6 protein-coding genes are annotated in these 13,234 nt (G+C 58.5%); 5 read left to right on the plus strand and 1 reads right to left on the minus strand.

Annotated elements, in window-relative coordinates; genetic code table 11:
* Positions 1-281 precede the first annotated feature (281 nt).
* The 3 genes from SH410x_RS13785 to SH410x_RS13795 all read left to right on the plus strand — a co-directional run bounded on the left by SH410x_RS13785 (position 282) and on the right by SH410x_RS13795 (position 7,508).
* Positions 282-2,684 carry a transporter substrate-binding protein gene (locus SH410x_RS13785; protein WP_473677043.1) on the plus strand — a complete coding sequence of 801 codons (2,403 nt, stop codon included), beginning with the start codon at positions 282-284 and terminating at the stop codon, positions 2,682-2,684.
* A gap of 859 nt (positions 2,685-3,543) precedes the next feature.
* Complete coding sequence (locus SH410x_RS13790; protein WP_473677044.1) at positions 3,544-6,051, plus strand: DUF1592 domain-containing protein; 2,508 nt, start codon at positions 3,544-3,546, stop codon at positions 6,049-6,051.
* 53 nt (positions 6,052-6,104) lie between these two features.
* Positions 6,105-7,508: a DUF1552 domain-containing protein gene (locus SH410x_RS13795; RefSeq protein WP_473677045.1), complete on the plus strand. Its 1,404-nt coding sequence runs from the start codon at positions 6,105-6,107 to the stop codon at positions 7,506-7,508.
* A gap of 314 nt (positions 7,509-7,822) precedes the next feature.
* On the opposite strand, the gene SH410x_RS13800 is transcribed toward SH410x_RS13795, so the two are convergent.
* Positions 7,823-8,425 carry an HNH endonuclease gene (locus SH410x_RS13800; protein ID WP_473677046.1) on the minus strand — a complete coding sequence of 201 codons (603 nt, stop codon included), beginning with the start codon at positions 8,423-8,425 and terminating at the stop codon, positions 7,823-7,825.
* Positions 8,426-8,622: 197 nt separating this feature from the next.
* Here SH410x_RS13800 and SH410x_RS13805 point away from each other — a divergent pair, with 197 nt between their 5' ends.
* Both SH410x_RS13805 and smc read left to right on the plus strand, forming a co-directional pair.
* Positions 8,623-9,300, plus strand: coding sequence for a DUF456 family protein (locus SH410x_RS13805; RefSeq protein ID WP_473677047.1), 678 nt, complete (start codon positions 8,623-8,625; stop codon positions 9,298-9,300).
* Positions 9,301-9,382: 82 nt separating this feature from the next.
* A complete protein-coding gene (smc, locus tag SH410x_RS13810; RefSeq protein WP_473677048.1) occupies positions 9,383-12,961 on the plus strand; it encodes a chromosome segregation protein SMC in 3,579 nt (1,192 codons plus the stop codon).
* The last annotated feature ends 273 nt before the right edge of the window (positions 12,962-13,234 follow it).

Raw genomic sequence — 13,234 nt, forward strand, 5'->3', positions numbered from 1 at the left:
ATGGGCTCTGCATGTGACGATGAGCACCCTCACGCATGCATCGGTGCGGCGGCGGGTCGAACGAGCGAAATCGTCAAAACCACCGGACGGCGGATGATGGTGGCGCGGTCCGATGCCCCGAGAGTATCACCATAGGATGCCAAACCTGCAGTGCGCGGCGTCGACCTGCATCCCAACGGGCGCGATTCCAATGGGTTCGATTCCAACGGGCGCGTTGTGATGCGCCTGAAGGGGTGACAAAACCAGTCCACTAACACCACAAAACACGACTCGAAACCATCATGGGCGAAAATAGCACCGACCGTTTTGATGACTCCCAACGGCGAGTGGACGAGCATCCATCGGAGGCCTTCGGAGAGACGATGGATGGCGGTGGCGATACGACCTTCCACGCTGCGGGGGCTGCGCGGTCCAACCCGCGAGCCTGGGTGGGACGTCGCATCGGAAAATACATGATCACGGAGCTCCTGGGAGTAGGGGGCATGGGCGTCGTCCTGAAGGGACACGACGCGTCGATTGAACGCGATGTCGCAATCAAAGTGCTCCCCGCCGAACTGTCGGCCAACCCACAAGCCCTGAACCGTTTCCTGGCCGAGGCGAAGAGCGCTGGTAAACTGAACCATCCCAATGCGGTCACGATCTTCGAGATCGCCCAAGATGGAGAGGACTACTTCCTGGCCATGGAAGTCGTCTCGGGTGGGAGCGCCGACGATCACATCAACGCCTCGGGCGCTTACTCCGTTGGCGAAGCCACTCGTATCGCCATCGAGTCCTGCCGAGGGCTCGCCGCCGCGCATAAGGCAGGCTTGATTCATCGCGACGTCAAACCAGCGAACCTGCTGCTCACGGAGGAGGGTACGGTGAAGGTTTCCGATTTCGGATTAGCCAAACGCACCCAAAGCCAGTCATTGGAGTTAACCCAAGCGGGGCAGGTGCTGGGCACCCCCTACTACATGAGCCCCGAGCAATGGGAATCAGGCGATGTTGATGCGCGGAGCGACATCTATTCACTCGGGGCAACCTACTACGGATTGTTAACGGGCCAGAGTCCATTCCAAGATACCGGCAGTGTCGTTCAGGTGATGTACGCGCATTGCAATGCGTCCCGCCCCGACCCGTGCGAGGTCAACCAGCGGGTTCCGGCCGCGTGCGGCCAGATCATTGCGCGGGCGATGGCAACCAATCCAGACGACCGGTACCAGTCGATGGAGGAGATGGAGCGAGATTTGAATTCGGTCTACGCGGCAATTTCAGGCGTTGGCATCGCTCTTCCGAGCCAATCGGGTGTGTTTTCAAAGCCGTCTGCACAGTCCGCAAAGCATGGAACGGGCAACCCGATCGGGCGTCGAGCCCCGGTCCTGCCGGCGGCTATCGCGATCGCGCTGCTGGGGCTTGCCTGCGTGGGCGGCTTTCTGTGGCTCCGAGGAACCGACAGCGACGAGCCTGACCCCTTGTCGACGGGGAAAGTGTCCACAGCCACGGTGGACACGGCCACGGTGGCTCCGAGCGGGGAGCCGATTAAGGTGGGCATCTTGCACTCGCTATCGGGAACGATGAGCGATAGCGAGTCACCCATCGTTGACGCCGCTCTATTAGCGATTGAGGAACTCAATCACGAGGGCGGCTTGCTCGGCCGCCCGATCGAGGCGGTCGTCGCAGACGGTCGCTCGGATTCTCAGACGTTTGCCCGCGAAGCCGAACGGTTAATTGTCCAGGAACACGTCTGCACCGTATTCGGTTGCTGGACGTCGGCGAGTCGCAAGACCGTCGTGCCGGTGTTCGAGGAATTTGACAACCTGTTGGTGTACCCCGTTCAATACGAGGGCATCGAAGAGTCGCCCAATGTGTTTTACACCGGCGCCACTCCCAATCAACAAGCCATCCCGGCTGTGAAGTGGGCGTACGCCTTCGAGGGCAAGCGTCGCTTCTTTCTCGTCGGCAGCGACTACGTCTTCCCTCGCGTGATGCACGAAATCATCAAGGACCAGCTCAGCGAACTCGGTGCGGAATTCGTCGGCGAAGAGTTCCTGCCGCTGGGCAGCACGAATGTTCAGGCGGCGATCGATAAAATCAAGGAAGCCAAGCCGGATGTTATCCTCAATTCGATCAACGGCGATAGCAACCAGGCATTTTTTGCCAAACTACGCAAAGCTGGGATTACGCCGGAGAACGTGACCACAATCTCCTTCAGCATCGGAGAGGAAGAACTCAGGCATTTGGACGTCGATGCCATGGCGGGCGACTACGCCGCATCAACCTACTTCCAAAGCATCGACACGCCTGAGAATGCCGATTTCATTGCTCGGTTCCATCAGAAATACGGGCCTCAACGCGTGGTAACCGACCCGATGGAAGCCGCCTACTTCGGCGTCAAACTTTGGGCGTCGGCTGTGCGTGACGCGGGGACCACCAACACTCCGGAAATCCGTCGCTCCATGCGAAACCAACGTATGCGTTCGCCCGGAGGTGATGTGCGAATCGATGCCACCACGCAGCATACGTTCAGAAAGCCGCGAATCGGTCGCGTCACCCGCGATGGACAATTCGAAGTTGTCTGGACGGCTGCCAAGCCCGCGATGCCAAGTCCCTACCCAGCATCGAGGACGACCGAACAGTGGCGAGCCCTGCTGCACGACCTATACTCGGGGTGGGGTGACCAGTGGGAAGCACCATCGGACGATTGAGACTCGCCCCACATCGACAGGGTTCGTTAGGAACGAGCGGAACATATGTGGCCGAACGCTCCGCGGTCGGAACGGTCGACCGCGGAGCGTTCGGCCACAATCTCAAACAGTAATTCTCCGCCCGTTCCTCAGAACTTCGCATCGCGTGAACAACAGGTGACGGATTTCTCCCGTTGCTACCGTCGCCAGAGCGTGGGTTCTCTGACGCTGGCGAGCGAAGCTATGTCCGATTTTCTTCACGCGATGCTTCAATCGCAGTCGCCCCATCGCAGCAGGGTCGGACTTCCCTTGCCTTTGTTGATGGCAAATTGGCTACGGGTCAAAATCGCGAATGCACCCCATTGAGCCATGCCGCATGCCACCGCAACCATGCAAAGCCTGGTGGGTATCCTTAGGCCCTCTTTAAGGGAAGGAACGTCGCCCGTAGCCGTTCCGCGGTAAACAATCACCTGGCAATGGTGTTATGATGGCGCCGTCCAAACCTGTTCTTGCGAATCAGATGTCGGGTTGCCTCATTCGGCGTCCGCGCACTGGTAGAGGCGTGTTTGGATCCCGCCTGCATCATCCGACCTGACTCAATAGGTCTGCCCACCTCATGCCGTTATCCTTCCAGAAAACGCGACGCGCTTCGTTCGTACTCTGCACCGTTGCCCTCGTTGTGACAGTGCTGAACGCTAACGAACCAGATCGTTCCGCGCAATCACCGACAGTTCCTTCGACCTCGGGAGCGGCTGACAAGCCTCCGACTCTCACCGAATTGAAGGCAACGGGGTCCGAGCGTTCGCGATTCAAAAATTTTCCTGAACGCCAACACCATCAGGAGAGCGGCGGCGAGAACGCGGCATCACCAATCGCAAATTTGGCGGAGTTTGAATCGACGATCAAACCGCTAATCGAGCAGCACTGCATCGACTGCCACGGTGAGTACACGAGCGAAGGGAATTTCAGAATCGATACGCTGGATCCGAATCTCCTATCGGGTAGCGATACGGACTGGTGGTCGGAAGTGTTTGCAGTGTTAACCAAAGGTGAAATGCCACCGCCAGACGACAGTGCACTGGAGGAAGCGGATCGACTGCAAATGATCGATTGGTTAGCGGCCGAACTGCAGACTGCGTCGACGTTTCGTCGCAACTCCGGTGCACATTCTGCATTTCGCCGCATGACGCGGTACGAGTACAACTACGCGCTGCAAGACCTGCTCGGATTGCCCTGGGACTTTGCCAAAGACCTGCCGCCAGAATCACATTCGGAGGATGGCTTCCAAAACAGTTCCGAACTGCTGCATCTGACGGTATCGCAGTTCGAGACATACCATCGGATTGCGCGGAGTGCGTTGGATCGGGCAACTGTTTCGGGTGAGCGCCCCCCGACACGTTACTGGGGCGTCACGATGAAGGATGCCGCTGATCGAGAGTGGCCCAAACAGGACGAGCAGCTGAAGAAGGCGAAGAAGGAGTTCAAGGACGATCCCGAGAAGCTGAAGGCTGAATTGGATCGCTTGGAGAAGAGTTTTCGACAACCGCACCGCACCGCCTACTTTAAAGAGCTTTCAAGCGGACGGACAGCGTTAGCCCGATGGCAGTACAACGGTGCAAAATATGCATTTGCACCGACAGATACGCCGCCTGAGTTACCCGACAGCTATGATTATGTCGCCATCCTGCCAGCGGTGCGCCAACAACAGCTCGTTGTCGAGCTGGGGAACCAATTGCCCGACGAAGGCACCATGCGTGTGACGGTGCAGGCCTCACGCGTCAATACAGATACCGATCGATTCCCAAGCCTACAGCTGCTGTTTGGGTGGCAGGCGAGCAACGAGGGACGCGCGTTGCTACGCGTCAGTGAAGCAGACACGCAGGTAACCGCTGACCATGATCAACCTCAATTGATCGAGTGGGAGGTGCCTTTGGGCGAGATCTACCCTCGCAATTCAGTCCGTAAAACATCTCCGATGGGCGTGACGCCGAGCCCGTCAGAATACATCCGCCTTGCCAATAGCTCGGCGTCGTCGAACGACATTCAGATTGACTATGTACGGGTCGCCGCTCCGGTCTACGATCAGTGGCCGCCCCAATCGCACCAGCGGATCTTCATTGAGAGTGAGCATGCCGATGACGAGTTGGCGTATGCAAGGGAGATCGTGACGTCGTTCATGTCCCGTGCCTGGCGTCGCCCATTGAGCGATGATGAAATCGATCGCAAACTGAATCTCTTCTCCGACCTACGGCCACAGTGCGAAAGCTTTGAAGAAGCGATCGTCGAAGTCTTGGCGACGGTGCTGTCATCCCCCCAGTTTTTGTACGTTACCAATACCACCGAACCACTGCCGACGGCCGAGGCCGCTGAGCGATCCGCGCTGACGCCCTACGCGTTGGCGACCCGGTTGTCGATGTTTCTGTGGTGCAGTGTCCCCGATGACACCTTGTTGGAGCTGGCTGAAAGCGGACAGTTGACCGACCCGAGTGTGCTCGCATCGCAGGTGGATCGGATGCTGGCGGACCCACGCAGCTCGCGATTCTCAGAGCACTTTGTGCATCAGTGGCTCGACATGCAGTTGCTGGATTTCATGAATTTCAACCAGCACATCAAGCATTTTGATCCGCTATTGAAAGAAGCGATGCAGCAGGAGCCGATCGCTTTGTTCGACGAGATGCTGCGGACGGACGCCAGCATCTTGGATTTCATCCACTCCGACTACACGATGGCCAACGAGCGACTCGCCGGCCACTACGGACTCAGGGGCGTCCACGGAAATCAATTTCAACGCGTCGATCTGGATGGCACGTTTCAGCGTGGCGGTCTGTTGACGCAGGCCGGTCTGCTGGCGATGAATTCCGATTGGCCAGACTCCCATCCATTGAAACGCGCGATCTGGGTGCTGGAGAGCCTCCTTAATGATCCCCCTCCGCCACCGCCACCCGCGGTGCCGCAGATCGACCTGGCGGATCCGGAAATTGCAAAGATGACCCTGAAGGAGCGAATCGAAGATCATCGCAATCACGCGGCGTGCATGTCATGCCATGTGAAAATTGATCCCTGGGGAGTTGCCTTCGAGAACTACGATGCTCTGGGGCTATGGCGTGATGAGATTCAGGGCAAACCGGTCGACGCCTCCAGCGAGTTGTTTAACCACCAGACACTTGATGGAATGGAAGGGCTCAAACGGTTTTTGTTGGAGAATCGGCAGGATCAGTTCGTGCGTGCCATGGTGCACAAACTTGCCACCTATGCCCTGGGGCGTCCATTGGCGTTTGCCGACCATGCGGACATTGATGCCATCACCGCCGAGGTTCGTGGCGAGGGCGACGGACTCCGGACCGTGATTCGAGAAGTGGTGACCAGTGATCTGTTTCAATCCAGATAGTTTCAGAGGGTGCCGTGCCGCTCTGAGCGAGATCCTAAACTGAGGATAGTTTTATGCAATCGAATATGAATCATATCGACCGGCGGAGATTCCTGCGTGGGAGCGGGATCGCCTTGGCGCTGCCGATGTTCGGATCCTTGTCGACCGCGACGGCACGCGGGGCCGAAGCGACCGCGAATCCCAAGCGGCTCGCCTGCTTCTATTTCCCCGATGGCGTCCCCATGCCACTGCCCGAAGATCCCGCCTACCAGGACTGGGCTTGGTTTCCTCACGGGGATGGTAGCGATTTCAAATTCACCAAGTGCATGGAGTCCCTGGAACCGCTCAAGGGCGACCTGACGGTGCTGTCAGGGTTCTCGCATATTAACGCGAGAGACGTCCATGGGCACAACAATGCCGACCAGTTTCTAACTGCCGCGGCAACCGGTGGCGGGGATCGCGAGTACCAGAATACGATTTCTCTGGATCAAGAATACGCCCGGCATGTGGGTGAGCAAACGCGTTTTGCATCGTTGGTCATGTCGACTGATGGGGGAACGGGGACAGCCCGCGGCACGCACACGCTCTCGTTTGACCGCAACGGTCGCCCGATTCCTGCCGAGCATCGGCCCAAGCAGATCTTCGATCAACTATTCGTCAAAAGCGATGGCGATTCCGCTCGCCGATTGGCACTCAGCCGCAGCGCACTGGACGACATGCTCTCCGATGCACGCTCGCTACGGCAAACCCTGTCGACCCACGATCGAAAGAGCTTGGACGAATACTTGGATTCAGTGCGGCAGGCAGAAGTCAAAGTTGAGAAGGCCAAACGATGGCTCGATGCGCCCCTGCCTCAATTGGATGGCGATCCACTGAACCTTGAACTGACCACCGATGAGCCACGCGAGTATCTGCGAACCATGTTCGATCTGATTTACCTCGCATTCAAAACCGACTCGACGCGCGTGGCGACGTACCAGATCGGTCGCGAAAACGGTGTCGGCCGTAGCGATCACCTCGCTCGTGCGGTGGGCTTTAATCTGGCTCACCAATTGTCGCATGAGACCAAGAATCCGGGCGGCTGGAAGAATTTCGGCACCTATTGCCAGTTTCTCAATGAGGAGTACGGGCGATTGCTCGGCAAGCTCAAAGAGACGGCTGAACCGGCAGGAACAGGCAGCATGTTGGACAACACCCTGCTGCTCTTCGGATCGGCTTCGAGCGCCTTTCACCTTTCTCGAAACTATCCCTTGATCCTTGCCGGTGGCAGTCACATGGGATTCCAGCATGGGCAGTACATCAACCACGCTGGCATGAATTTCCAAGGTGGCCCGTGGCTCGGCAAGGGAGAGCCCTGGCAAGACAAAGCCAAAGGAGAGGACGTGCCGCTGTCGAACCTGTACGCCACCATGCTGCAACGGCTCGGCGTCAGCACCGATTCCTTCGCCGACAGCACCGGCATCGTCGAAACCGTCTAACCGGCATCCGTTGTCACGCAGAAACGTCACTCAATCGGACGCGTCAACAGGTCATTGTTGACGCGATCAAACCGCCATCATCGATGCCAGGATTGCGATTCGGAACACGACGCGCAATTCAAAAACTTGCGTCGCGAAGCACCTCCGATCCAGTCCGGCCGTTTGACCGCGTGGGCATCGCCCGGCGCGCGTTCACAGTCCGCGGCCGGTCGGGCACGCGGTGAATCGAGTGACGCCGAACGATTTCCCCCTGTTGAGTTGAGATGACATCGAGTGATTCGCACAGGGAGGAGACCGTGGAAAGTCCCTTCGCGTCACATCGTCTGCAAAAACGTCTTCCACGATTCATATCGCGGATCGTCGCACGACAAGGTCATCAGCGGATTAAAGCGTGGCTTCACAGGATGCGACAATAGTTTCATGCGAGCCTGTTGTGGGGTGCGGCCACCTTTCCGGCTATTGCACCTCATGCAACTGCAAACAATGTTCTCCCATGTCGTGGCGCCGCCATGGGAACGGGGCACGACGTGGTCGAGACTAAGTTTGGCCAACGGCTCTGACTTGCCGCAGTATTGACAGCGATACTCGTCTCGGGCGAATAGATTGCGGCGATTGAAGCGTACCGATTGCGCGGGCATCCGATCGAATCGCGTCAAACGAGCGATGCGTGGAACCTTGATCTCGAAATCGACCGCTTGCAAGTACTCCTCGTCGGGCTGTTTTTCCAACGCCGCCAATTGACTCAATTCGCACCACGAATCGAAATCGTAACTGACGTACTGGCCATCATCGCAATCGATCACCTCGGCGCAGTCACGATATAGCAACGTCATTGCCCGACGGACGTTCACAACTCGAATCGGCATGTAAAACCGATTCAAAACCAGCACGTTGGTGTCTAGAACCCTAGCGTTCATGGATACTGCTGTCCTCTCGCCTGGCGAAACTGGGATCACGTATTCGTTACGTCTATACTAGCGGGTGGCACAGCGCCGTTCCACATCCAGTGCCGGATTGTTAAAAAGCGGTCTGAATGGACTCGCTAATCTTACTGTTCCAAAGAGACGACATCCGGTGAAATCGGGTTCGCCGTAAATAGAGACTTCATCGAACCATGATCGAACCGACCGATTTTCTTCACACTCTGCTGGCAGTGCTCGGCAATTCGCTAGTTGCCGAGAGCGCGTCGGTCCCTGCAGAGAGTCCAGGCTGGTTTTCCGGCCTGCAAGATTCGGTGTGGCCGGTGGTCAGTTCGGGGGGGACATTCCTGATCGCATCGCTGCTCGTTTTGACCTGTCTGGCGGCTTGGTTGCTCAATCTGGTCGCCTTGCCGGGCAATTGGATCGCGGTTTTAGCGATGGTCATTTACGCCTGGTTAGGACCCGATTCAGGACGCGGGCAGATTGGGCTGGTGCCGCTGGGGCTGGCGTTTTTGGCTGCGATCATCGGTGAAATCGTTGAATTCGCTGCCGGTGCGGTCGGCGCCAGTCGTGCCGGAGCGAGTCGTCGGGGAACGATCATGGCCATTGTTGGATCCATGATCGGTGCCATCGCCGGCGGCATCATCGGGTTGCCAGTCCCGGTGATTGGGCCCGTCTTGGCTGCCCTGCTCTTTGGCGGTTTGGGGGCCACTGCGGGCGCAATGCTTGCCGAATGGAACGACGGGAAACCTTGGCGTGAGAATTGGCGTATCGGTCACGCCGCGTTCTGGGGTCGAACCACGGGCACGGCCGGCAAAATGATGGTCGGATTGCTGATCATATTGATTTGCCTGATCGCTGTGCTGACCTAGGATTTGCCGACGATTTTGGCTAATCTGACGATGGTTTCCGTGTTTTTCTGTTTTCCCACTCTCGGCCTGCTGCCTCTTCTTTATGCTCAAAGCGCTCGAGCTGGCCGGATTCAAGAGTTTTGCGGATCGCACCCGCTTTGATTTCCCTGATGGGATCACAGTGGTGGTGGGGCCTAACGGGTCTGGGAAATCGAATATCGTCGACGCGATGAAGTGGGTCTTAGGCAGCCAGAGCGCCAAGAGCCTGCGCGGCAAGGACATGTCCGATGTGATCTTCAAGGGCTCGCAAACGCGTGGCCCCGCCGGTGCTGCTGAGGCGACGATCATCTTCGACAACACCGGTGGGCAGCTGCCCGTCGACGCTCCCGAGGTCCATGTCACCCGCCGCGTTTACCGTAGCGGTGAGGGCGAATATCTGATCAATAACCAAGCGGTGCGTTTGAAGGACATCCGCGCGCTCATTCGCGGTACCGGGATCGGCATCGATGCGTACAGCTTGATCGAGCAGGGCAAGGTCGATCGGATGCTCCAGGCGAACGCAAAAGACCGCCGGGCGATCTTTGAAGAAGCCGCTGGAATCAGCCGCTTCAAAGCAAAAAAAGTAGAGGCGGAGCGGCGGTTGGCCCGTGTCCAGCAGAACCTCACCCGGCTCGGCGACATCGTCGACGAAGTCGCCACGCGGCTGAAGACGCTCAAAAGCCAGGCTGGTAAGGCGGAACGCTACCGCCAAGCAAGCGATCGCTTGAAAGAACTGCGAACGGTCGTCGCTTGGACGGACTGGTTGGCGCTATGCGATGAGTTGGAGTCCGCCCAGCAACGCTTTAACGATGCGACGGCCGAACACACCCGGCTTGAACTCGAGCGTGAGTCACTCGAGGAACAGCGTCAAACCGCTGAAATGGGTTTGCAGGCGATTGCGGAGGAAGCCCGCGAGGCGGAGCGGACACGTGGCGAACTGTCCGGCGAAGTCGCGCGGCTGCAGGGTCGCCGTGAGTCCGATCAAACCACCCTGAGCGAGCAGCGCCGCACCCTTGCGGGCCATTACCGCCGGTTGCGAGTCACACGGACGGCGGCGGGAAGTGCCACCGCGGATTTACAGAAAGCCATCACGGACTGGGAAGCCGCCAAGACCCACGCCGCCGAGGTGCTGGCAACGAAACAGCGGATTACCGCCGATCGCGACCGTTACCAAAGCGAAGTCCATCGGATCGCCGATCGCCGTGACGAGTTGCAACGCGAACACTTGGCATCGGTCCGACGCGTCGCCGATCACGAAGCCAACCGGCAGCGCGTCGCACAACAGATCGTCGAAGCCAGACGCGCGATCGCCGAAACGCAGCGCAGCCTGGGGGTCGCTCAAGAAAACTTCCGATCCGCCCAGGATGAGCATGAGGCTGCCACGGCTCATGTGTCCCAGCTCGTTGCCAAGATCGCCGCCTCACAAAAATTCGTGGAGATCGCCGACGCAAAACTTGCCGAAACACGCCGGGTATTCGAACGCCGACGTGATGAGGTGGGTTCGCTAAAAATTCGCCTGCAAGGCATCTCCGAGCGTGCCAAGGTGCTCGGCGAACTCGAAGCACGACATGACGGCGTCAGTGGCGGCGTCCGCGCAATCCTACAGCTACCTGAGGGACCACTCCGCGCCCAACTCGTCGGCCTCGTCGCCGAGAGCCTGAATGTCGATCGACAGCTCGCCATGCTGATCGATGCCGCCCTCGGCCCACGCAGCCAATACGTGATTGTTCGCGGCTCTGCGATCAGCGATGCGATTGCTAGCGGTGAAATCAAAATTCCCAGCCGCGTGGGCATCATCCGCATGGACGAACTGCCCACCCGCCGCCCCGGCGACCAAATCAGACTCGATGGACTCGCTGGCGTGATCGGCCGGGCCGATCGAATGGTTCAGTGCGACGAGGACCTCCAACCACTCGTTCGCCATCTATTGGGCAATACCTGGCTGGTCGATTCGATCACGACCGCGATGGGATTACGAAAACTCTCCGGGGCCGGACTACGATTTGTCACTGCCGCAGGCGACCTTCTCGATAACGACGGATCGAGTGTGCTCGGACCTCCCGGCGGCGAGAGTGGATTGATCAGCCGCCGCAGCGAACTGCAGGCCGCGCGTTCGGAGATGCAGCACTATGGCTTCCAAATCAGCGAAGGCGAAAAAGAACTCGCTCGACTCGCCGATGAAATTGACGAACATGCAGCAGAGTTCGGACGCCATGAACAATCACAACGCAACTGGATCACCGCCCATGCCGCCGCCGAGGCCCGCAGCCATCACGTTGCCGAGCGGCTAGCAGGACGGCAGGCGTCGGTCGATCAATTGAGCGGTGCCAATCGCGAGCATGAACAGTCGTACGGACTCGCCCAAGAACAAGACGGTAAACTCAGTGCAGCGATTATCGCCGGAAAGTCAGCGATCGAATCACTCGAACAAGAGCGTTCGGCCATCGAGTCCGAACTCAGCGACGCGACCGCGAAATTACAGGCCGTGCAAAGCGAAGCGATGAATGTCTCCGTCGAGTCGGCAAGACTAGAACAACAAGTCGAATCGCTCGCCACGGCCGCCGAAGTTGCACGCCGCGACCAAACCCAACGGGAAGCAGCCAAGCAAGAACTACGTGATGCGATTACCCACACGCGGTCGCGCCTTGCCCAAGTCGAAGCCAGCATCGTCAGCGCGGACGATCGCTTGGCCGAACGATTGATTGCCATGGAACTCGTGGACGAACAACTTCGCGAATTCGCACGCCGAGCCGAGACGCAGCGCGCCGCGGCGAAGTCCGTGCAAACATTGTCGAAGGCCGGAGCCAAGGCCGTGACGGCCGCCACCGAAGCGATGGCGGCGATCTCATCGGCGCGCGATGCCGCCGAACTCAAACGCAACACGCTCGCCGAACGGATTGCCGAAGACTACAGCATCGACCTACGCAACGACGAACCGCCCGAAGAACTCGCCGAGATTGACGATCGCGATGAGGTCGACGCCGAAATCAGCAAGCTTCGCTCAGCGGTCCAAAATGTTGGCTCGGTCAACATGGAAGCGCTCGAGGAACTCAATGAGTTGCAGGTCCGCTACGACGAATTACACGGGCAATACCAAGACCTGACGGCGGCCAAAGATTCCCTGCAACGGGTCATCGCTCGCATCAATGCAGACTCGCGGCGACTGTTCCTCGATACGCTCGAAGCGATCCGGCAAAACTTCCAAAAACTCTATCGGAAGTCATTCGGTGGCGGCCACGCGGACTTGGTCTTGGAAGAGTGCGACGATCCGCTCGAGGCCGGTGTGGAGATTGTCGCCACGCCGCCAGGCAAACCGACCTTCAGTAATTCGCTGTTGTCCGGCGGCGAGAAAGCACTCACGGCCGTCGCCCTGTTGATGTCGATCTTCCAGTATCGCCCCAGCCCGTTCTGTGTGCTCGACGAAGTCGACGCCCCATTTGATGAAGCCAACATTGGTCGATTCGTCACCGTCCTCAACGAGTTTCTCGACCAATCCAAGTTCGTCGTCGTCACACACAGCAAGAAGACGATGACCGCAGCGACGACCCTGTATGGCGTCACGATGCAGGAATCCGGCGTCAGTAAACAGGTCTCGATCCGCTTTGAAGACGTCAGCGAAGACGGCCAAATCAACGCCGCGTAAACGTACAGTGCAAAGACTCGCCCCGCTGTTCCCAAACGGCGATCGCCCTGTCGGATGCCCACCACTCAAATGCCAGCGAAGACGCTTCAGCGATTAGTGGCCTGTTGTTTTCATGAGCCGAGTCGCGTGAGCGGCCGGGTGCCGTCCGTGCCCCGATACCTTACGGTTCTCCGCTCACCAATGCCAGCGAAGACGCTTCAGCGATCAGTGGCCTGTTGTTTTCATGAGCCGAGTCGCGTGAGCGGCCGGGTGCCGATCACTTACGGTTCTCCG

Source organism: Rhodopirellula sp. SH410, assembly GCF_055811895.1.